Origin of the sequence: Pseudomonas oryziphila (assembly GCF_003940825.1) — a bacterium.
Taxonomy (GTDB): Bacteria; Pseudomonadota; Gammaproteobacteria; order Pseudomonadales; family Pseudomonadaceae; genus Aquipseudomonas; species Aquipseudomonas sichuanensis.
Genome location: NZ_CP034338.1, coordinates 1,481,117 through 1,502,423 on the forward strand (window position 1 = coordinate 1,481,117; position 21,307 = coordinate 1,502,423).

The 21,307-nt window shown below is 62.6% G+C and carries 14 protein-coding genes and 3 pseudogenes; 13 read left to right on the forward strand and 4 right to left on the reverse strand.

The window, feature by feature from the left end; genetic code table 11:
* Window positions 1-184 precede the first annotated feature (184 nt).
* The 12 genes and pseudogenes from nirB (at window position 185) to EJA05_RS07045 (ending at window position 14,893) form a co-directional block, all read left to right on the forward strand.
* On the forward strand, window positions 185-2,737 hold the full coding sequence (gene nirB, locus EJA05_RS06990) for a nitrite reductase large subunit NirB (RefSeq protein ID WP_125857756.1): 2,553 nt from the start codon (window positions 185-187) through the stop codon (window positions 2,735-2,737).
* On the forward strand, window positions 2,737-3,099 hold the full coding sequence (gene nirD, locus EJA05_RS06995; RefSeq protein ID WP_125857757.1) for a nitrite reductase small subunit NirD: 363 nt from the start codon (window positions 2,737-2,739) through the stop codon (window positions 3,097-3,099). Before nirB ends, nirD begins: the two co-directional genes overlap by 1 nt.
* A gap of 300 nt (window positions 3,100-3,399) precedes the next feature.
* Window positions 3,400-8,046, forward strand: a complete 4,647-nt coding sequence (locus EJA05_RS07000; RefSeq protein ID WP_125857758.1) for an RHS repeat-associated core domain-containing protein — start codon at window positions 3,400-3,402, stop codon at window positions 8,044-8,046.
* Window positions 8,043-8,423, forward strand: coding sequence for a DUF6896 domain-containing protein (locus tag EJA05_RS07005; RefSeq protein ID WP_125857759.1), 381 nt, complete (start codon window positions 8,043-8,045; stop codon window positions 8,421-8,423). Before EJA05_RS07000 ends, EJA05_RS07005 begins: the two co-directional genes overlap by 4 nt.
* An 86-nt stretch (window positions 8,424-8,509) precedes the next feature.
* A pseudogene (locus tag EJA05_RS07010) lies at window positions 8,510-9,322 on the forward strand (RHS repeat-associated core domain-containing protein); the annotation flags it as partial.
* 326 nt (window positions 9,323-9,648) lie between these two features.
* Window positions 9,649-10,266: a hypothetical protein gene (locus tag EJA05_RS07015; RefSeq protein WP_125857760.1), complete on the forward strand. Its 618-nt coding sequence runs from the start codon at window positions 9,649-9,651 to the stop codon at window positions 10,264-10,266.
* Between the two features lie 31 nt (window positions 10,267-10,297).
* Window positions 10,298-11,395, forward strand: a pseudogene (locus EJA05_RS07020) (RHS repeat-associated core domain-containing protein); the annotation flags it as partial.
* 57 nt (window positions 11,396-11,452) lie between these two features.
* The gene (pcaQ, locus tag EJA05_RS07025; RefSeq protein WP_125463027.1) at window positions 11,453-12,385 is read left to right on the forward strand and encodes a pca operon transcription factor PcaQ; all 933 of its coding nucleotides are present in this window, start codon (window positions 11,453-11,455) and stop codon (window positions 12,383-12,385) included.
* A gap of 247 nt (window positions 12,386-12,632) precedes the next feature.
* Window positions 12,633-13,361, forward strand: coding sequence for an FKBP-type peptidyl-prolyl cis-trans isomerase (locus EJA05_RS07030; protein ID WP_125463028.1), 729 nt, complete (start codon window positions 12,633-12,635; stop codon window positions 13,359-13,361).
* A gap of 282 nt (window positions 13,362-13,643) precedes the next feature.
* Window positions 13,644-14,084, forward strand: a complete 441-nt coding sequence (locus EJA05_RS07035) for a YkvA family protein (protein WP_110993077.1) — start codon at window positions 13,644-13,646, stop codon at window positions 14,082-14,084.
* Window positions 14,085-14,183: 99 nt separating this feature from the next.
* A complete protein-coding gene (locus tag EJA05_RS07040) occupies window positions 14,184-14,528 on the forward strand; it encodes a helix-turn-helix domain-containing protein (RefSeq protein WP_125857761.1) in 345 nt (114 codons plus the stop codon).
* A complete protein-coding gene (locus EJA05_RS07045; RefSeq protein WP_110993079.1) occupies window positions 14,525-14,893 on the forward strand; it encodes a hypothetical protein in 369 nt (122 codons plus the stop codon). Before EJA05_RS07040 ends, EJA05_RS07045 begins: the two co-directional genes overlap by 4 nt.
* Window positions 14,894-15,093: 200 nt before the next feature.
* Here EJA05_RS07045 and EJA05_RS07050 read toward each other — a convergent pair.
* Together EJA05_RS07050 and EJA05_RS07055 are read right to left on the reverse strand one after the other, a co-directional pair.
* Window positions 15,094-16,299, reverse strand: a pseudogene (locus EJA05_RS07050) (EAL domain-containing protein); the annotation flags it as partial.
* 108 nt (window positions 16,300-16,407) lie between these two features.
* Window positions 16,408-18,489 (reverse strand): carboxy terminal-processing peptidase, encoded by a 2,082-nt coding sequence (locus tag EJA05_RS07055; protein ID WP_167409811.1) that lies wholly within the window; start codon window positions 18,487-18,489, stop codon window positions 16,408-16,410.
* Between the two features lie 141 nt (window positions 18,490-18,630).
* Here EJA05_RS07055 and EJA05_RS07060 point away from each other — a divergent pair, with 141 nt between their 5' ends.
* Window positions 18,631-19,593, forward strand: coding sequence for an NAD(P)H-quinone oxidoreductase (locus tag EJA05_RS07060; protein WP_125857762.1), 963 nt, complete (start codon window positions 18,631-18,633; stop codon window positions 19,591-19,593).
* A gap of 56 nt (window positions 19,594-19,649) precedes the next feature.
* Here the strand turns inward: EJA05_RS07060 and EJA05_RS07065 are convergent, their stop codons facing one another.
* The gene (locus EJA05_RS07065) at window positions 19,650-20,303 is read right to left on the reverse strand and encodes an HAD family hydrolase (protein WP_125857763.1); all 654 of its coding nucleotides are present in this window, start codon (window positions 20,301-20,303) and stop codon (window positions 19,650-19,652) included.
* Between the two features lie 13 nt (window positions 20,304-20,316).
* Complete coding sequence (locus EJA05_RS07070) at window positions 20,317-21,306, reverse strand: ABC transporter ATP-binding protein (protein WP_110996267.1); 990 nt, start codon at window positions 21,304-21,306, stop codon at window positions 20,317-20,319.
* Window position 21,307 lies beyond the last annotated feature (1 nt).

Below are 21,307 nucleotides of genomic sequence, written 5' to 3' on the forward strand. Positions count from 1 at the left end.
GCGAAGAGGCCGGCGAAGCCACGCGACTTGATGGTCTTGGCACAGTCTCTGCTTTGACAGATTCACAACAGCCCCACTGATCAACGGCGATCAACCCAGGGGCCTCACATTGATGAGTACAGGCAAAGGCGCCTGGAGCTTACGCTCCAGGCGCCTTTTTGTTTTCCGTGATCGAGGAACGGCTATGAAGGCAACAGCGAACGGCGCACAACGGGCACGACTGGTCATCGTCGGCAACGGCATGGTCGGCCACCACTGTGTCGAACAACTGATCGGGCAGGGTGCACTCGAGCGCTTCGAGCTGCATGTATTCGGTGAAGAGCGCCAGCGTGCCTACGACCGGGTACACCTGTCGGAGTACTTCGCCGGCAGTTGCGCCGAGACCCTGGCCCTGTGCGAGCAGGGCTATTACGGCGACCACGGCGTGCACCTGCACCTGGGCGAGGCGGTACTTCAGATCGATCGTGAGCGCTGCGAGGTGGTCACTGCCGAGGGCCGTTACGGCTACGACCAACTGGTGCTGGCCACTGGTTCCTACCCGTTCGTGCCGCCGGTCGAGGGCTGCAGCGCCAATGCCCGCCTGGTCTACCGCACCCTCGATGACCTTGATGCGATCCGCAGCGCCGCCAGTGACGCCCGCCGTGGCGTGGTGGTCGGCGGTGGCCTGCTGGGGCTGGAAGCGGCCAACGCACTCAAGTCGCTGGGGCTGGAGGCCCATGTGGTGGAGTTCGCGCCCCGGCTGATGCCGGTGCAACTGGACAGCGACGGTGGCGCGGCACTCAAGGCGCAGATTGAAGCGCTGGGCGTGGGCGTGCACCTGTCCCGCGCCACCCAATCGGTGAGTGCCGGTGAAGACTACCGCTACCGCATGAATTTCGACGGCGGCGAACACCTGGAAACCGACCTGATCGTGTTCTCTGCCGGTATCCGCCCCCAGGATGCCCTGGGCCGGGCCAGTGGCCTGGAGATTGCCGCCCGGGGTGGCGTGGTGATCGACAATCATTGCCGCACCAGCGACCCACGGATTTTCGCCATCGGCGAGTGCGCCTCGTGGAACGGCAGCGTGTTCGGCCTGGTTGCCCCGGGCTACGCCATGGCGCGCAACCTGGCGGCGCTGCTGATGGGGGCGGCGGCCAGCGAATTCACCGGCGCCGACATGTCGACCAAGCTCAAGCTGCTGGGGGTGGATGTCGGCTCCATCGGCGATGCCCACGGCGCCACGCCGGGCGCGCGCAGCTACCGCTTCATCGACGAGGCCAACGCCAGCTACCGCCGGCTGGTGGTGGACGCCAGCGGCAAGCACGTAATCGGCGCGGTGCTGGTGGGTGACAACAGCTATTACGACACCCTGCTGCAATACGCCCAGAATGGCATCAAGCTGCCGGCCGACCCGGCCGCGCTGATCCTGCCCCAGGGCGGCGGCGCGCCGGCGCTGGGCGCCGATGCACTGCCCGACAGCGCGACCATCTGCTCGTGCCACAACGTCAGCAAGGGCGCGGTGTGCGCGGCTATCGACAGCGGCTGTGGCGATCTGGCCTCGGTCAAGGCCTGCACCAAGGCCGCCAGCGGTTGCGGCGGCTGCGCGGCGTTGCTCAAGCAGGTGTTCGAACACGAGCTGACTGCCCGCGGCGTGACCGTCGACAAGAGCCTGTGCGAGCACTTTGCCTACACCCGCCAGGAGCTTTACGGGCTGGTGCGGGTCGAGGGCATCCGCAGCTTCCACGAACTGCTCGAACGCCACGGCAAGGGCCATGTTGGCTGTGACATCTGCAAGCCGGCGGTGGGCAACATCCTCGCCTCGTGCTGGAACCAGCCGATCATGGACCCGGCGCTGGTGCCGCTGCAGGACACCAACGACACCTTCATGGCCAACATGCAGAAGAACGGCACCTATTCGGTGGTGCCGCGCATCCCCGGTGGCGAGATCACCCCGGAAAAACTCATCGTGATCGGCCAGGTGGCCAAGAAGTACGACCTCTACACCAAGATCACCGGCGGCCAGCGCATCGACCTGTTCGGCGCCCAGCTGCATGAGCTGCCGCTGATCTGGGGCGAACTGATCGAGGCCGGGTTCGAGACCGGCCACGCCTACGGCAAGTCGACTCGTACGGTGAAGTCGTGCGTGGGCAGCACCTGGTGCCGCTACGGCGTGCAGGACAGCGTGGCCATGGCGTTGCGCCTGGAGGACCGCTACAAGGGCCTGCGCTCGCCGCACAAGCTCAAGTTCGCGGTGTCTGGCTGCACCCGCGAGTGCGCCGAGGCGCAGAGCAAGGACATCGGCGTGATCGCCACCGACAAGGGCTGGAACCTGTACGTGTGCGGCAACGGCGGCATGCGCCCGCGCCACGCCGAGCTGTTCGCCACCGACCTGGACGATGAAACCCTGGTGCGGCTGATCGATCGGGTGCTGATGTTCTACATCCGCACCGCCGACAAGCTGCAGCGCACCTCGGTCTGGCGCGAAAGCCTGGACGGCGGGCTGGACTACCTCAAGCAGGTGATTCTCGACGACAGCCTGGGCCTGGCCGCCGAGCTGGAGGCGCAGATGCAGCATGTGGTCGAGCAGTATGAATGCGAGTGGGCCAACGCCCTGAACGACCCGGAAAAACTCAAGCGCTTCCGCACCTTCGTCAACGACCGGCGCGCCGACCCCGATGTGCACTTCGTCCGCGAGCGCGGCCAGCGCCGGCCTGCTGCAGCGTTGCACCTGATCCCGACCCATGAGGAGGCTGTCTGATGAACCTGTCCAATGCTGCTGTGGCAAACCAATCAAGCTGGCAGGCCGTGTGCCAGGCTGCCGACCTGGTCGCCGATTCCGGTGTGGTGGTATGGCATGAGGGCGAGCAGGTGGCGCTGTTCTACCTGCCCGGGCACGAGCAGGCGCTGTACGCCATCGACAACCGCGACCCGCGCTCGGGGGCCAATATCATCGGCCGCGGGCTGGTGGGCAGCCTGCAGGGGGAGCTGGTGGTGGCGGCGCCGTTGTACAAGCAGCATTTCAGTCTGCAGGACGGGCGTTGCCTGGAGGACTCGGCGCAGCAGTTACGGGTGTGGCCGGTGCGGGTGGTGGCGGGGCAGGTGGAGATTGGCTTGGGCTGACGGTTTGATATTGCTTGGGGCTGCTGTGCAGCCCTTTCGCGACACAAGGCCGCTCGTACAAGGACCACGATTCCTCTGTGGGAGCGGCTTTAGCCGCGATCACCCGCGAAGCGGGTGCCAGATAACCAATGCTTCGTGCGGTAATGAACACCCTGTTTGATCAACTGGTCATTTCGCACGATTTAACGTACCGCTAGCTCATCCCTTTCCTGTCGATGCCGCGACGCGTTCCGACATACAGAGCGGCATCTGCTCACCATCATTTCGCCTTCCCAAGCCATGGCCAGGAAGGCTAGCCCCATGACCACCCTCACCGAGCACGACGTCGAGCTCGCCATTGCCCCCCTCGAAACCCTGCTCAGCGAGGACCTGGGCCTCGCCGCTGCGGCTGTCAACGACTGGCTGCACGGCATCAGCAGCGGTTTGCTCGACTTGCAGACCCTGCGCAACCTCGGTGAAAACACCCCTGTTGTTGCCAACGCCCTGGCCGCCGTGGATGTGCTGGCTGACCTCATCGAGTTGGTCGAACACCCTGGCAGCGACCCGCTGCTGTGGGTCAGCCTGGGTATCAACCTGATCGGCGTGGTGCCCTTTCCACCGGGCATGGCCATCCCGCGCCGGGTGTTGCGCCCGGTGCTGCAACTGACCCGCCAGACCCTGCGCCGCCGCCCTGGTGCGCGCCTTGACGCGGTGCTGCTGGAAATCCTCGAAGGCCACCTGCACGCCAGCATCCGCGGCGAGCTGGAAAACTTCATCAGCGGGGCGCTGCAGCACTTGCCAGAAATGCTCGCCCAGGCCGGTGAGCTCGCCCAGGCGCTGCTTCGCCAGTTGGCCCGCGCCCTCGACGACCTCGCCAAGGGCCGGCTGGACGCCCAGGCCAGTCGGCGCACGGCGCGCCAGCAACTGGCCGAGGTGGCCCTGTACGACTCGGCGCTGGAAGCGGATGCCTGGTTGTTGGCCCTGGCGGCGTTGGGCAACGCCGCCGAAGGCACTTTCAAACAGGCCTACAACAGCGTCGCCGGGCATTTCAGCGGCGAGCTCGAGGCCTTGTTCAAGCCACTGATCGCCACACTTGAAAGCTTGGCCGAAGCGGTGCCCAAGCAGCTTGCTGCCCTCGGCCAGGCCGAACGGCCGCACAGCATCGCCTGGCTGCTGACCCAGCTGCTGCAGACTGTGCAGGCCCATCCGCCAAGCTGGCGAGTGGCGGTCAACCTCAAACCCAACGCCACTGCGCAGGCCAGGCTGATTCGCAGCGAAGGGCCGACCGAAGCTACCCGCCGCCAGGGCCGCGCCAACAAGCAGCCCAAGCCCGAGAAGAACGGCCCCTGCGCCTGCACCGGCTTCAGCATCAGTCATGTGCTCGGTGACGAGACACTGGCCCACCAGGACTTCAGTCTGTCCGGGCCTTTCCCGGTCAACTGGACACGGGTGTACAACTCGCGGCTGGCGGCCCTTGATCAAGGTTCGCTTGGCGCCCGATGGATCACCGAGTTCACCACCTGCTTTGATACGTCCGGCCAGGGCCTGGTGCTGCATGATGCTGATGGTCGCAGCCATGAGTTCCCGCTGCCCAAGGTTGGCAAACACCATCACAACGCCATTGAATACCTGACGTTGGTGCGCACCGCCGAGCAGCAACTGGTGTTGCTGCGTGGCCTGGACCGCCGCGAAACCTATGCCCGCGAGGGTGACCGCTTCTACCTGACGCACATCCAGCTGCGCAGCGGCGCCGGGGCAATGCTGCACTACGAGCACCGGTTCAACGGCCGGCCGGTGCTGTCGGATATCAACACCTACTCCGACAACGACCCCGAAAAACGCCATCTGCAATTGGGCACCTTGCTCGACGACCATGGGCATATCCAGGGCCTGTGGCAGGTGGTCGACGGCACGCCGCTGCGTCAGCTGTGCGCCTACCACTACGATACCCACGGCGACCTGATCGCCGCCCAGGACGAGCACGGCGCTGCTTGGCACTACCAGTACCAGCATCATTTGCTGACCCGCTACACCGACCGCACCGGGCGCGGCATCAACCTCGAATGGGACGGCAGCGGCCCGCACGCCAAGGCCATCCATGAATGGACCGACGACGGCAGCTTCGAGACCCGCCTGGCCTGGGACCCGAACATCCGCCTGACCTATGTCACCGACGCCCACGGCCAGCAGACCTGGCATTACTACGACGCCCTGGGCTACACCTACCGCCTGATCCACCCGGATGGTCGTGAGGAATGGCTGTTCCGCGACCCGCGCAAGAACGTCATCCGCCACGTCCACCCCGACGGCAGCCAGGACCGCTACACCTACGATGAACGCAGCAACCTGCTGCAGCACATCCGCGCCGACCACAGCACGGTGCACTACGCCTACGACGATCACGACCAGCCGATCAAACTGCGCGATGCCGAGGGTGGCTTGTGGCTACGCGACTATGACGAGCGCGGCAACCTGGTCGAGAGCGTCGATCCGTTGGGCAACAAGACCGAGTTCGCCTACACCCCGGCCGGGCGGGTCAAGGCGATCAAGGATGCGCTGGGCAACGAAAAGACACTCGCCTACAACGCCGCCAGGCAGTTGCTTGAGTACACCGACTGCTCGGGCAAGCGCAGCCAGTGGGCCTACAACACCCTTGGCCAGTTGACCGCATTCTTTGACGCAGCCGGCAACCAGACCGCCTACGAGTACCAGGCCGGCCAGTTGGCCAAGGTCACCCACCCGGACCAGACCGAAGAGCGCTTCAACTATGACGCCGAAGGCCGTCTGCTGGCGCATGTCGATGCCCTCGACCGCTGCACCACTTGGGCCTACAGCGCCGCAGGCCTGCTGAGCGAACGCATCGACGCCAATGAACATACCCTGCGTTATCGCTGGGACAAGCTTGGCCGTTTGATCGGCCTGGAAAACGAGAACGCGAGCAAGGCCACTTTCCTCTACGACCCGATGGGCCGGCTGCTGCAGGAGACTGGCTTCGATGGCCTGGTCACCCGTTACCAGTACGACCCGCACAACGGTCGCCTCGCCTCGACCCAGGTTGGCCAGCGCCGTATCGACTTGACCTTCGACCCCATGGGCCGATTGAGTGAGCGTACGGCCCGCCTGGGCAACCAGAGCCAGTGCGAAACCTTCGCCTACGACGGTAACGGCCAGTTGATCCAGGCCGTGAACGCCGCCAGCAAGCTGCAATGGTTCTTTGATGACGCCGGCAACCTGAGCCGCGAGCATCAGTACTACCAGGCCACCGGCACGCCGATGGTTGCGGTGTGGCAGCACCAGTACGACGCGCTCAACCAGCGCACCGCGACGATTCGCCCGGACGGCCACAAGGTCAGCTGGCTGACTTACGGCAGCGGCCACCTGCTCGGCATGACCCTCGACCAGCACGAAATGCTGGCCTACGAGCGCGATGACCTGCACCGCGAAGTCGTGCGGCATCAGGGCAATAAGTTGATGCAGACCCAGGCCTGGGACCCTGCAGGGCGTTTGCAGGAACAGCTGCTGGGCAGCCATGACGGCCAATCCACGTTGCTCAAGCGTCAGTACCGCTACGACGTCGCCGGCCAGCTGACCAACATCCACGACAGCCGTCGTGGTCCGTTGGAGTACCAGTACGACCCGGTGGGCCGCCTGCTTAAGGCCACCAGCCGCCTGGGCGTGGAAACCTTTGCCTTCGACCCGGCCGGTAACCTGCTGGACCAGAAGACTCAGGAGCTGAATCGCCCGCTGGAAGCCGATGCACGCCATAACAAACTGATGGACAACCTGCTGCGCGAGTACGCCGGGACCCACTACAAGTACGACGAACGCGGCAACCTGATCCACCGGTTGCACAACGGGTCCCATGCCCACTTCACCTGGGACCTGTTCGACCGGCTGGCCGGTTACAACGACGACAAGCTCAAGGTCGATTACAGCTACGACGCCCTGGGTCGTCGCCTGCACAAGCATTCGGTGGCGCACTTCTGGGATCGCCCCGAGGCGGGCACCGGCTGGAACCAGCTGCAACGGGCCAAACGCCAGCGCGAGTTGGGCTGCGGCTTTACCTTGTTCGGTTGGGATGGCGACACGCTGGCCTGGGAAAGCTCACCGCCTCTCGATGAAGGCGATTCCGGGCGTACGGTGCATTACCTGTATGAACCGGACAGCTTCGTGCCGGTTGCCCAGGCGCTACGCAAGAGCCCGATCCGCCTACACAAGCAACCGGACTGGAGTCAGGGCGAGTATGACTTCGATCAGGATCCGCTGTGGCACACCGAGATAAAGCCACAACCGTTCGAGGCGATCGCCTGGTACCACTGCGATCACCTCGGTACGCCGATGGAACTGACCGATGAGCAGGGCCGCATTGCATGGGCGGGGCAGTACAAAGCTTGGGGCGAAGCCCGTGAAGAGCGCTCGGCGTGGGCCAAACAGCATGGCCTGGGCAACCCGCTGCGTTTCCAGGGGCAGTATCACGACCATGAGACGGAGCTGCACTACAATCGCTATCGATATTTTGACTTCCAACTTGGCAGGTTTATAAGCAGCGACCCTATAAAATATTCTGGCGGCTTAAATTTATTTGTCTACTCCCCCAATCCTATTTCCTGGATCGACCCGCTAGGTCTATCTAAAAAAATGGGTGATACAGTATGCAGCTGTGAGATCTGCCCAGACAAACCGAAAGAAATTGACCCAAGAAACCTAAGGTCCAGGCAGACTCGCGCAGAAATGTCGCGAAATAAAGTTGACAAACTTTCTTCAAGGATGCGAAGGAACGGCTACGATCATGATCACCCGGTGGATGTAGCAGAGGTCAATGGCCAGATAATAATAATCGACGGGCATCATAGAGCTCAGGCTGCAAGCAAAGCAGGTATACCCAAGGCTCCAGTTATAGTGCATGAAGTTGATCCGGAAACCGCAAAGAAACTTGAGAATGACATGTATGAATCGAGGTGTTCATGAAAAAAATTACAGAAAAAGAATTCATTGAAATAACGAAAGATTTTTCGGACATCCAACAGCAGTTAGTATGCGCCTACCTGGCACTGACAAAGAATGAAAAAAACTGGCCAAAACATGGAGTTATAAAAATTAATCAGGAGTCTTGGGGGTTCAAAAAGCACGGAGCAGGAGTATGCTTTACAAAGTGCGCTACAGGCGAGCTAATAGACGCCCATGACGACATGGAAAAAAGCCCAAGAAAGCTCGACGCCTGGAGAATTCAGAACTATTTATCTTCAATAGAGGAGATGGAGATTGAGCTACTTGGAAAGCACTACCACTCACACAATGACGACGACATTGAGGAGCTTCTGCGCACATGCCATATAAATAATTGAGTAACAGGGGGCGGCTTTATTTTTAATGGCCTCATGTAGAGAAAATAAACTCCCTATTCTCTCGCCTGGATAACCAGAGTCAGTGCGAGCGCGGCAACCTGATCCACCGGCTACATAACGGTGCCCACGCGCACTTCACCTGGAACCTGTTCGATCGGCTGGCGAGCTACAACGACGACAAGCTCAAGGTCGACTACAGCTACGATGCTCTGGGCCGACGCCTGCACAAGCATTCGGTGGCGCACTTCTGGGATCGCCCCGAGGCGGGCACCGGCTGGAACCAACTGCAACGGGCCAAGCGCCAACGCGAGTTGGGCTGTGGCTTTACCTTGTTCGGTTGGGATGGCGACACTCTGGCATGGGAAAGCTCACCGCCGCGAGATGAGGGCGATACCGGGCGCACTGTGCATTACCTGTACGAGCCGGGCAGCTTCGTGCCGGTGGCCCAGGCGCTGCGCAAGAGCCCGATCCGGCTGCACAAGGTGCCGGACTGGAGTCAGCGCGAGTATGACTTCGATCAGGATCCGCTGTGGCACACCGAGGTGAAGCCACAACCGTTCGATGCCATTGCCTGGTACCACTGCGACCACCTCGACACACCGATGGAGTTGACCGATGAGCAGGGTAGCGTCGCCTGGACCGGGCAGTACAAGGCGTGGGGCAAGGTGCGTGAGGAGCGTTCGGCGTGGGCCAAGCAGCGTGGTATGGGCAACCCGCTCCGCTTCCAGGGGCAATACCACGACCATGAGACCGGGCTGCATTACAACCGGTACCGGTACTATGACCCTGCGGTTGGGCGATTTGTTGGCCAAGATCCAATAAGCTACGCGGGTGGTCTGAATTTAGCTACATACGCACCGAATCCTATCGATTGGATTGACCCGCTGGGTTTAGCTAAGGTCATTGCTGCAAAAAGTCGACGAGAGGCGATGCGAGTAGCCCAGCAACACGCTCAGGTGCCGAGAGTTCGGAAGGGAGGGGAAGAGATATTGTCTTCGGAACTAAATTCGGAGAGACGAGGGAAACAATGCTCATGCTTACTTGCTGAAGGCATAAGTACTTTGGGTAGAAGAATTCGGTAAGACAGCTCTAAAGTGTTTGACCATCCTGATGGGCACCTTCACATGGTCGGGGACGGACATCCCGATCACCACAGTGGTCCGCACGCTCATGCTAAAAGTAAAAAGGGTGTGTCAATTATTGTTACATATCCGAGATAAATAAAATGTTCAAAATAGTATATTGCATGGCGCAATTTGCTGAATTCAAAAAGCTTGCCAGCGAGCGTATACAGTCAATCCCTGCGAATGATCGAGATTCTTTTGCTTTGGTGACTGCGATGAATGGAAGTGCCAAGATTGGGTTTGATTCTTGCGCTGAACTTAAAGATGTGCTGCGGAGCTTTATTGATATTTGTTATTGTGCTGATCAATCAGGGAGGTTGTACTTGCCTGGAGAGTATCATGGTGGGGGTATGCCTATGTTTATCTTCAAGGATCGAGGTGGTAGGTTCAAGGCGATGGTAGATGAGCATAATGAATATCTGGTGGCTCTGAAGAGATACAATTTTCTTGCAAAGTACAAAGATATCGAGTCGCCAAGTGCGACGAATTTGTCTGTGTTTTTGGAGGATTCAAGTTCTTGTATAGGTCGTGACCTTTACGGAGATTTTATTGGTAGCTGTGAGTTTGTATGTGTCGCGAATATAGCGGGCGAGTACGGGTGGGGTGCGTTCACTGCATTTGCTGATGATATCGATGTTCTCATTAACACATTGATAAGAATCTCTGATAGGAGTCCGGTCGTTAGGTTGAAGGCGGTTTCCGATATTCCTCAGTGGTAGTAGTTGGTCTAAATGGCCTTTGTAAGGTTGTATGGCCACCGGCACGCCGATGGTTGCGGTGTGGCAGCACCAATACGATGCCCTCAACCAACGCACCGCGACGATTCGCCCGGACGGCCACAAGGTCAGCTGGCTGACCTACGGCAGCGGCCACCTGCTCGGCATGACCCTCGACCAGCACGAAATGCTGGCCTACGAGCGCGATGACCTGCACCGCGAAATCGTGCGGCATCAGGGCAATAAGTTAATGCAGACCCAGGCCTGGGACCCGGCTGGGCGTTTACAGGAACAGCTGCTGGGCAGCCATGACGGCCAGTCCACGCTGCTCAAGCGTCAGTACCGCTACGACGCTGCCGGCCAGTTGGCCAATATCAGCGACAGCCGTCGTGGAGCGTTGGAGTACCAGTACGACCCGGTGGGCCGCCTGCTCAAGGCCACCAGCCGCCTGGGCGTGGAAACCTTCGCCTTCGACCCGGCCGGTAACCTGCTGGACCAGAAGACTCAGGAACTGAATCGCCCGCTGGAAGCTGATCCACGCCGTAACAAACTGATGGACAACCTGCTGCGCGAGTACGCCGGGACCCACTACAAATACGACGAACGCGGCAACCTGATCCACCGGTTGCACAACGGGTCCCATGCCCACTTCACCTGGGACCTGTTCGACCGGCTAGCGAGCTACAACGACGATAAGCTCAAGGTCGACTACAGCTACGACGCCCTGGGCCGGCGCCTGCACAAACATTCAGTGGCGCACTTCTGGGATCGCCCTGAAGCCGGCACCGGCTGGAACCAGCTGCAACGGGCCAAGCGTCAACGCGACCTCGGTTGCGGGTTCACCCTGTTTGGCTGGGATGGCGACAGCCTGGCCTGGGAGAGCTCACCGCCACGCGACGAAGGCGATACTGGCCGCACTGTGCATTACCTGTACGAACCGGGCAGCTTCGTGCCGGTTGCCCAGGCGCTACGCAAGAGCCCGATCCGCCTGCACAAGGTGCCGGACTGGAGTCAGCGCGAGTACGACTTCGAGCAGGATCCGCTGTGGCACACCGAGGTGAAACCGCAACTGTTCGACGCGATTGCCTGGTATCACTGCGATCACCTCGGCACGCCGATGGAGATGACCGACGTGTAAGGTAATATCGCCGTTTCCCACGCGCCGACGCCTACAGATACACTGCCTCGCATGAACCTCGACACCCGCATCAAGTTCCGCCACCTGCTGTGCTTCCTGGAGATTGCCCGGCAGGGCAGCCTGGCCCGTGCCGCCGATGTGCTTGCCATCAGCCAGCCGGCCATCTCCAAGACCCTCAAGGAACTGGAAGACCTGCTCGAGGCGCGGCTGTTCGAGCGCACCCACCTGGGCGTCACCCTGACCCCCGCCGGCACCCGTTTCATGCGTTACGCCGGGCCCAGCGTGCAGGCCCTGCGCGATGGCGTGGGCAGTGTGCGTGGCGATGCCAGGACGCCCTCGCAGGTGCGTATCGGCGTGCTGTCGACGGTCGAGGGCCTGCTGATGCCCGAGGTGCTGTGCCGCCTGCACCAGCGCCATGAAGCACTGGTGATCAGCGTGGTCACCGGGGTCAGCGCGCAATTGCTCGGGCAATTGCGCCTTGGCGAGTTGGAGCTGGTGGTCGGGCGCATGACCGACAGCCCGCAGATCCAGGGCCTGTCGTTCGAGCACCTGTACAGCGAATCGATGGCCCTGGTGGTGCGCCCGGGCCACCCGCTGCTGGCCAGTACGCCGGTGGAGCGGGCGCAGGTGGGGGCTTACCCGCTGGTGCTGCCGCCCCAGGGCACCACCATTCGCCAGCACGCCGACAGCCTGTTCGTGCAGTGCGGTATTCCGCTGCCGGCACAACGCCTGGAAACCTTGTCGCTGGCCTTGAGCCGTCGTTACCTGCTGGGCAGCGATGCGCTGTGGGTGGCGCCGCGCGACGCGGTGCTGCTCGACCTGCGCCGTAACGAACTGGCCGAGCTGGACCTGGGCGTGCGCGAGCCCGGCGGCTCGGTGGGCATCTGCCGCAACGCCGCCTTGCCGGCGAGCCTGCCCGCGCAGTGGGTGTGTGAAGTACTGCGTGAGGTGGCCGGGCAGTACCGGGACGGCCTGTACCCCTGAAGGGGCCATTGCACGGGGCCTCGGGGCCCTTTGCAAGGCACTGGATCGAGGGGCGTGATGGCGATCTGGCACTTCACCTTCGACGCAATTCGCACTGCACGGCCCTGTGCCGTGACATCAGCAGTTTCAATACCGGAACTTATCGGGCTTTCCTGGCTCCTATGCCGGTAGCCATTGGTCGTGGCCGCCTGATAAGCTCGCGGCTTTACCCTGATTTGCCCCTCTGGCGCATGAACAAGGAATCAGCATGAAACAAACTCGTCTGGCGGCTGCGGTTGCCCTGGTAGGTCTGGTGCTGGCGGGCTGCGACGCCCAGACCAGCAGCGTCGAACTGAAGACTCCGGCACAGAAAGCTTCCTACGGTATCGGCCTGAACATGGGCAAGAGCCTGGCTCAGGAAGGCATGGACGACCTGGATTCGAAAGCTGTCGCCCAAGGTATCGAGGACGCGGTTGGCAAGAAAGAACAGCGCCTGAAGGACGAAGAGCTGGTCGAGGCCTTCTCCGCCCTGCAGAAGCGCGCCGAAGAACGTCTGGCCAAGGCCAGCGAAGAAGCTGCCGCCACCGGCAAGAAGTTCCTGGAAGAAAACGCCAAGAAGGCCGGCGTGGTCACCACGGCTTCGGGCCTGCAGTACGAAGTGGTGAAGAAGGCCGATGGCCCGCAGCCAAAACCGACTGATGTAGTGACCGTTCACTACGAAGGCAAGCTGATCGATGGCAAGGTGTTCGACAGCTCCGTCGAGCGCGGCGCTCCAATCGACCTGCCGGTCAGCGGCGTGATCCCGGGTTGGGTCGAAGGCCTGCAACTGATGCATGTCGGCGAGAAGTACAAGCTGTACATCCCGGCTGAGCTGGCCTACGGCGCCCAGAGCCCGAGCCCGCTGATCCCGGCCAACTCGGTCCTGGTCTTCGACCTGGAACTGCTGGGCATCAAAGACCCGAGCAAGCAGGACGCCGAACCAGCCCAGGCTGAGTAAGCGTAACCTTTGCTGTACAACGACGCCCCGTTTCGACGGGGCGTCGTCGTTTTTGCCGGTGGTTGACGCGAACCGCTGGCGTCCTTCACTGTCGCAAGCAATGCCACAGGTGATCCTGCGGCGGGTTGTCGCAAAACGTTTGCGCGATTGAAACGACTGTGTAAAAAACGCCCGATCCGTGCCCGGCCCTTGCCCGGCGGGCACCGAGCGGCGCAAAGGCGGTCCTGTTCACAAGGTTATCCACAATAAATGTGGATAACTGTCCGTTGCTCTGGAGGTTGCATGAGCGCTCCCTGGAATTTCGCCCGTTTTCTGCCGCTTGCCGAGCGCCTGCTCAGCCGTGGCCGTTTGCCGGCACTGTTGTTCGCGGTCGCGCGCAAGGGGCCCAAGCTTGGCCAGCTGCGCGAGGATGTGCGGCTGATGCAGGCCCTGTGCCTGGCCTGGTGGCGCGGCGAGTACCGCGCCGTTAGCCCCAAGGCGCTGGTGACCATCGTCGCCGGGCTGCTGTATTTCGTCAGCCCCCTGGATGCGATCCCCGACTGGTTGCTGGGTGTGGGCTTGCTTGACGATATCGCCGTGCTCGGCTGGGTACTCAAGACCGTGGCCGATGAGCTGAGCCGCTTCAGGGCCTGGCGCGACAGCCAGGCGCCGGAGAAACTGCGGGTGGTCGAGCGCTTGCCGGACACGCCCGAGGCGCTGCGCCTGGAGCGCCCCAACCGCTGAATAAGCAGCGAGCGCACAGACCCCCGAGGTTGGTAATATAATTGGCATAAGCGTTATGCCTAGGGATTACATGCCGTGATCCAACGTCAAGGGGGTTGTATGGGTATTCAGGTCATCAGCCGGGACGGTCAGCCCGAGTACGCAGTGGTTCCCTGGGAGCAGTATCAGGCGCTGCTGGCCGCTGCGGGCCAGGCACCTGCCGCGGCGCCAGGCAACAGCGACACTGTCGAAAGCACAACGCAGAACGCGAGCCTGCGCTCCCTGGACGAGCTGGCGTCGTTGCGTCAGGCCAAGGGCCTGCCCCCTGAGCAACTGGCGCGCACGGTGGGCATCAGCCCGGCTTACCTGGCGATGATCGAGGCTGGCGAGCGCCGCCCTGACGCAGCGATCCTGCGCAGCCTGGCCTGGCACCTGGGTATTGGTGGCTGGAGCGAGCCGTCATGAGCCAGGTCAGGATCAGCCGTCAGCACTGGGAGAGTCTGCTGACCGAGCTCGACCTGGCCCGCCGACAACGCCACCTGCTCACTTACCGTGCATTGCTCGAACGCCTCCAGCTACCCAGCCCGGCCATGCAGACACTGACCGCTGCCCTGGAATACCTGGCGCTGCTCGATGCCCGTGCCGAGCAGCCGTTGCGCAGCTCGCTGGTGATCAGCCAGGGCGCCAGCCGCCTGCCGCGTACCGGTTTTTTCGAGTGCGTAGAGCGGCTGGGCAGGTTCAACGGGCCGGTGGATGGCATGGAGGCTGCGTCGTGGCATGCCTCGGAAGTGGTGCGGGTATTCGAGTACCGGTATCCGGAAGAGGCGTGAACCGGGTCGGCAGTGCCGGCCCCATCGCTGGCAAGCCAGCTCCCACAAGGGCTGCGTAACTTCTGTGGGAGCGGGTTTACCCGCGAAGCAGGCGGCGCGCCGCTTTGACGCCAAGCGTTGTATCTGAGGGGCGCAATGCAGTCAGTACAAAACAGTCGCTTTCACATGCGCTGGCCCATCTAGCAACAGGCGCGTTGATCGCGGGCCCGCTCGCTCTGTTGTTCGGTGATCAGCTTGAGCACGTCGATCACCCGCCCCAGCCCCAGGTAACGGCCGCCCTGGGTAATGATGAACGCCTCCTCGATGCGCTGCTGCGCCCGACCGGTAAGCAGGCGGCTGACCTGCTGCAGCGATTGTCCACGTTCGACCACCACAAAGTCCCTGCTCATCAGTTGGCTGACCGGCGTGGCTGCCAACAGGTTGCAGCCCAAAGGCTTGAGCAGGGCTTCGGGCAACGAATGGCGGTGGACGATGCCACAGGGCTTGCCCTGTCGGTCCAGCACGGCGAGGGAATTGAGGTTGGCTTGGCCGCGGAAGGCTTCCAACACTTGCTGGGTGGCGGTTTCCAGGGGCACCGCCGGCTGCTGGATGAGCAGGGCGCCAAGGTCGGCGCTGTCTTCGTTCAACGCCCCAGGGTTGCCCGGCGCCAGGGGCGGCAGGAACGAGCATTCACGCGCAGCGGTCTCCTGGGGGCGGCCAAGCAGATAGCCCTGCAGCAGCTCGACGCCCATTTCAGCCAATACGGTCAGCTCTTCTGCCAGTTCGATGCCTTCGGCGATCACCTGGGCGCGTGAGGCGCGAGCGATTTGCAGGATCGAGCCGACGAATTCGCGCTTGAGCGGGTCCTGGTGGATGCCGTCGATGAAATGGCGGTCGATCTTCACGTAGTCCGGGCGCAGCTCCGACCATAGGCGCAGGCTTGAATAGCCGGCGCCCAGGTCATCCAGGGCAATCGAGAAACCCATGTCGCGGTAATGGTGCAGGGCGTTGAACAGCAGCTGGAAATCTTCGGTGGGCGTCTGCTCGGTGAGTTCGATGACCACCCGGCTGGGCGACAGGCCGACCTGTTCGAGCATCTTCAGGGTGCGCCCGGACGGGTAGTGCGGTTCAAGCAAGGACTCGGGGGAGACGTTGAGGAACAGCTTGCCCTCAAGGTTCTGCTCGGCAAAACGCCGGCAGGCGGTTTCGCGGCACAGCACTTCCAGTTCGCTGAGGCGCCCGGCCTGGCGGGCGATGGCGAACAGGTTCAGTGGCGAATGCAGCGGGCTGTTGGAGGGGCCGCGACTCAAGGCTTCATAGCCGAGAATGCGCCGTTCGGAAAGACAGACGATGGGCTGGAACAGGCTGTGCACGCTACGTTGAGCCAGGATGGCGCTCAGTGCGCTGAGCTGTTCGGTGACGGTCATGGACTGCTTCCTGAATAGAAAAAGGCCGGGCGTTTTCACGCTCGGCCCTTCTATTTCACGACAGCCAGATGACTGTTTGATGACGGCTCACATTATATTGCCATCACCTCAGTGCTTGGCCACCGAAGTGCTCAAGCTCAGGTAGTCGAGCAGGATGCGCCCGGTCTCCGACAGGTAGGCGTCGTCTTCCGGCTTAGTGTCGTCCGGCTCGGCCGGCAGCGCGTCCTCGTCCTCTTTCTTCAGCTCTTTGAGCGGTTCTTCGCCCTTGGCCTTGCGGCGGATGTTTTCCAGCGCCAGCTGCTTGGCCTCGATCTGGTCGTGGCGCGCGCGGCGGTCCTGTTCGTTGAGGCTGACGGTCTTCTCGTCCATCAGCTTCTGGGTCAGGGCCAGGCGGTCACGGATGTAGGCAAACTCGGCATCCTTGACGCTACGCGCTTCATGCTGTGCCTTGAGCTGGGCCAGGTACGGCTTGAACGGGTCGGCCACCGGCTTGATCACCGGGCGGATGGTGTCCCACGGCATGGCTTCGGGCAGGGCGCTTTCGCCGATCTCCTTGGTGTCGATGATCGACGGGTAGGCGATGTCCGGCAGCACGCCCTGGTGCTGGGTGCTCTGCCCGGAAACCCGGTAGAACTTGGCCAGCGTCAGCTTGAGCTCGCCATGGTTGAGCGGCTGGATGGTCTGCACGGTGCCCTTGCCGAAGGTCTGGCCACCGATGATCAGTGCGCGGTGATAGTCCTGCATGGCGCCGGCGAAGATCTCCGAGGCCGAGGCCGAGAGGCGGTTGACCAGCAGCGCCAGCGGGCCTTTGTAGAAGGCACCGGGGTTTTCGTCTTCGAGCACATCCACGCGGCCGTCGCTGTTGCGCACCAGCACGGTCGGGCCTTTTTCGATGAACAGGCTGGTCAGCTCGGTCGCTTCCTGCAGCGAGCCACCGCCGTTGTTGCGCAGGTCGATGACCACACCGTCGACTTTCTCTTTCTGCAGCTCGGTGAGCAGCTTCTTGACGTCGCGGGTGGTGCTCTTGTAGTCCGGGTCACCGGCGCGATAGGCCTTGAAGTCGAGGTAGAAGGCCGGGATCTCGATGATCCCCAGCTTGTAGTCGCGGCCGTCCTGCTTGAGCTTGAGCACCGACTTCTTCGCCGCCTGCTCTTCGAGCTTGACCGCTTCACGGGTGATCGAGACGATCTTGCTGGTCTGATCGTTCGGCGCATTGCTCGCCGGGATGACTTCCAGGCGTACCACCGAGCCTTTCGGGCCACGGATCAGCTTGACCACTTCGTCCAGGCGCCAGCCGACCACGTCGACCATTTCCTTGTTGCCTTGCGCCACGCCGATGATCTTGTCGGCCGGGGCCACCTGCTTGGTTTTCGCCGCAGGGCCTGCCGGCACCAGGCGCACGATCTTGACTTGGTCGTTGTCGCTCTGCAGCACCGCGCCGATACCTTCGAGCGACAGGCTCATGTTGATGTCGAAGTTCTCGGCGTTGTCTGGCGACAGGTAGTTGGTGTGCGGATCGTACGACTGGGCGAAGGTGTTGATGTAGGCCTGGAAGATGTCTTCGGCACGGGTCTGGTCCAGGCGCGCCAGCTGGTTCTTGTAGCGCTTGGTCAGGGTTTCCTGGATCTGCTTGAAGTCCTTGCCGGCGATCTTCTGGCGCAGCACCTCATCCTTCACGCGTTTGCGCCACAGGTCGTCGAGCTCGGCCGAGTTCTTCATCCACGGGGCGTCCTTGCGGTCGACCAGCAGGTCTTCTTTCACCGTGAAGTCGATCTTGTCGACGCCCTTGTTCAGCTCGGCCAGGGCGAAGTCCAGGCGCTGCTTCACACGGTCCAGGTAGCGCTTGTAGATGGTGAAGCCGGGGTCGAGGTTGCCGCTTTTCAGGAAATCGTCGAACTGCGTCTTCCACTTGTCGAACTCGGCGATGTCGGCCGCGGTGAAGTAGCTGCGCGCAGGGTCCAGCAGCTTGATGTAGCTGTCATAGATGATGACCGAACGGGCGTCGTCCAGCGGCGGCTTGCTGTAGTGGTGGCGCTTGAGCAGCTCGACCACGTTGAGGCTGGCGACGATTTCGTCACGGTCCGGCTGCAGGCTGTCCCACTTGTTGGCGGCGGCCGCATTGCCACCGAGCGTGAGGCTGCCAAGCCCGATGACAAGGGCGAGGGCGGTGCTGGGGAGGAAATGCTTCATGCTGATTCGACGTGTAGGCAATTGATCACGCATAGTAGGCCGTCTTTTCCGTTCGCCGGTTCCATGAAACCGGGAAAATACTGCAAAAAGCCTGGGACGGTGATCCCAGGCTCAGTCATATGATTCAACTATGGAGGCACTGTGAAGGCATTGCAAGGCGTTGACGGACATGTGGCCTGGGTCGAGGCCGAACGCCCGGCCTGTGACGCAGGGCAGGTGCGCATTCGAGTGGCCGCTGCGGGGCTGAACCGCGCCGACCTGCTGCAAAAGGCCGGCCTTTATCCACCGCCGCCGGGTGCCAGCCCTTATATGGGCCTGGAGTGCGCGGGCATCATCGAAGAGGTCGGCGCCGGCGCCGACTGGCGCGTCGGTGACCGGGTCTGCGCCCTGCTGGCCGGTGGCGGCATGGCCGAAGAAGTGGTGGTCGATGCCCGCCACGTGCTGCCGGTACCCGAGGGCCTGAGCCTGCACCAAGCGGCGGCGATCCCCGAGGTGTACGCCACGGCCTGGCTGAACATCTTCCAGCTTGGTGGCCTCAAGGCTGGCGAGAAGGTGCTGGTGCACGCTGGCGCCAGCGGCGTAGGTTCGGCGGCGATCCAGCTGTGCAAGGCCTTCGGCAACCCGGTATGGGTCAGCGTCGGCTCTGACGAGCGCCTGGCCTACTGCCAGGACCTGGGGGCGGCGGGCGGTGTGGTGCGCAACGCCAACCTCGACGCGCTGGAGCAGCTCGGGCCGTTCGATGTGATCCTCGACCCGGTGGGTGCCAGCTACGGGCCGCTCAACCTCAAGTTGCTGGCCCGCGACGGGCGCTGGGTGATCATCGGCCTGATGGGTGGGCGTAAGGTCGAGCTGGACCTGGCGCTGGTGCTGGGCAAGCGCTTGCAGGTTACCGGGTCGACGCTGCGTAACCGCGATGACGGGTTCAAGGCTGAGCTGCTGCGCGAGCTGGGGCAGCAGGTGTGGCCGCTGTTCGCTGAGGGGCGGTTGTCGCCGCAACTGGTCGATACCTATCCGGTGGAGTTTGCCGAGGCGGCCTATGCCGAGCTCGAGAGCAACCAGGTGTCGGGCAAGCTGGTGCTGGTGATCGATTCGAGCCTGGTGTAACCAGGTTCGGCCTCTTCGCGGGTTTACCCGCGAATGGGCCAGAACAGGTCCTAACGTCAGGTCCAGCTCAACACCGGCCAGCCATTGACCAGCGCATGCTCACGCAACACCGCATCCGGGTTCACCACATGCGGATGATCCACCTTCAACAACAACGGCAAATCGTTGCGCGAATCGGAATAGAAACTCGCCCCCTCCAGGTTCTCCTGCTCCTGATCCAGCCACTCCAGCAAGCGGGTGATCTTGCCCTCGCGGTAGGTCAGCACGCCGTGGGTCTTGCCGGTAAAGACGCCGTTGACCGCCTCCAGCTCGATGGCCAGGTACTCGTCCACCCCCAGCCGAGCTGCGATCGGCCCCACCAGGTGCGTACCGCTCGCGGAAATGATCAGGATGCGGTCGCCACGTTTGCGGTGCTCGGCGATGCAACGGCAGGCATCGCCATAGATGATCGGCTCGATCACGTCCTCGACCCAAGGCTCGACCAGATGCTCCACCTCTTCCAGGGTGCGCCCGGCGATCGGTTCCAGGCTGAAGGCCATGTAGTCTTCCATGGCCAGGTGGCCCTTGCCGTAGGCCTCCATCAGTTCATGGTCGCGCTTGAGGAACGCCTTGCCGTCGACCCAGCCCAGCCGGGCCATCTGTTCGCTCCACAGCGACGCGCAGTCGCCGTGGATCAGGGTTTCGTCCAGATCGAAAATTGCCAATGCCATGGGTTGAATCTCCTTAGGCCACTTCCCGTAGCGCCGTGGGGTCGATCGACAAGGATACACGCTGCCCGTCGGCGTGCAGGTCGGCTGCCGAGCGGTTGAGCACGTCCACCACCAGCTCCACGCCGCGCACCTGCACGCGGTAGCGGATGACATTGCCGAGCAGGCTGTGGCTGCGTACCTCGCCGTCCAGCTCGCCGTTCACGCCCAGGGTGATGGACTCCGGGCGGATCGCCAGGCGGCTGGCCACCGGGCGCTGCAGCAGGCGGCTGGCACTGTCGGCATCGAGCAGGTTGTAGTTGCCGATGAAGCCTGCGGCGAACAGGTCGACGGGGGCGGTGTAGAGGGTTTCGGCATCGCCGCTCTGGACGATGCGCCCCTGGTTCATCAGGACGATGCGGTCCGACATGGTCAGCGCCTCCTCCTGGTCGTGGGTGACGAAGATGGTGGTCAACCCCAGCTCGCGCTGGATCGCGCGGATCTGCTCGCGCAGGTGCTTGCGAATGCGCGCATCCAGCGCCGACAGCGGCTCGTCGAGCAGCAGCAGGCGCGGGCGGGTGACCAGCGAGCGGGCCAGCGCCACGCGCTGGCACTGGCCGCCGGACAACTGGTGCGGGTAGCGCCCGGCAAAGCTGCCCAGCTCGACCAGGTCGAGCACTTCGCGCACCCGTGCCTGGCTTTCTTCGGCCTTGACCTTCTGCATGCGCAGGCCAAAGGCGACGTTCTGCTCCACGGTCATGTTGGGGAACAGCGCGTAGCTCTGGAACACCATGCCGATCCCGCGCTTCTGCGGGCTGAGCGGCACGATGTCGTGGCCGTCGAGCAGGATATGGCCGCTGTCCACCGGCGTCAGCCCGGCGATGCAACGCAGCAGGGTGGACTTGCCGCAGCCCGAGGGGCCGAGCAGGGTGACGAACTCGCCGCGCTCGATCTGGCAGTCGATGTTTTCGAACACCGGGCTGCCGGCGTAGCTCTTTTGCAGTTTCTGTACGCTGACGAAGCTCATG

Excerpts from the sequence above, each read along its gene's own strand:
- pcaQ (WP_125463027.1), top strand. The coding sequence starts at position 11,453 with ATGAACCTCGACACCCGCATCAAGTTCCGCCACCTGCTGTGCTTCCTG.
- nirD (WP_125857757.1), top strand. The coding sequence starts at position 2,737 with ATGAACCTGTCCAATGCTGCTGTGGCAAACCAATCAAGCTGGCAGGCC.
- EJA05_RS07035 (WP_110993077.1), top strand. The coding sequence starts at position 13,644 with ATGAGCGCTCCCTGGAATTTCGCCCGTTTTCTGCCGCTTGCCGAGCGC.
- EJA05_RS07005 (WP_125857759.1), top strand. The coding sequence starts at position 8,043 with ATGAAAAAAATTACAGAAAAAGAATTCATTGAAATAACGAAAGATTTT.
- nirB (WP_125857756.1), top strand. The coding sequence starts at position 185 with ATGAAGGCAACAGCGAACGGCGCACAACGGGCACGACTGGTCATCGTC.
- EJA05_RS07055 (WP_167409811.1), bottom strand. The coding sequence starts at position 18,489 with ATGAAGCATTTCCTCCCCAGCACCGCCCTCGCCCTTGTCATCGGGCTT.
- EJA05_RS07030 (WP_125463028.1), top strand. The coding sequence starts at position 12,633 with ATGAAACAAACTCGTCTGGCGGCTGCGGTTGCCCTGGTAGGTCTGGTG.
- EJA05_RS07000 (WP_125857758.1), top strand. The coding sequence starts at position 3,400 with ATGACCACCCTCACCGAGCACGACGTCGAGCTCGCCATTGCCCCCCTC.
- EJA05_RS07070 (WP_110996267.1), bottom strand. The coding sequence starts at position 21,306 with ATGAGCTTCGTCAGCGTACAGAAACTGCAAAAGAGCTACGCCGGCAGC.
- EJA05_RS07015 (WP_125857760.1), top strand. The coding sequence starts at position 9,649 with ATGTTCAAAATAGTATATTGCATGGCGCAATTTGCTGAATTCAAAAAG.
- EJA05_RS07040 (WP_125857761.1), top strand. The coding sequence starts at position 14,184 with ATGGGTATTCAGGTCATCAGCCGGGACGGTCAGCCCGAGTACGCAGTG.
- EJA05_RS07065 (WP_125857763.1), bottom strand. The coding sequence starts at position 20,303 with ATGGCATTGGCAATTTTCGATCTGGACGAAACCCTGATCCACGGCGAC.
- EJA05_RS07045 (WP_110993079.1), top strand. The coding sequence starts at position 14,525 with ATGAGCCAGGTCAGGATCAGCCGTCAGCACTGGGAGAGTCTGCTGACC.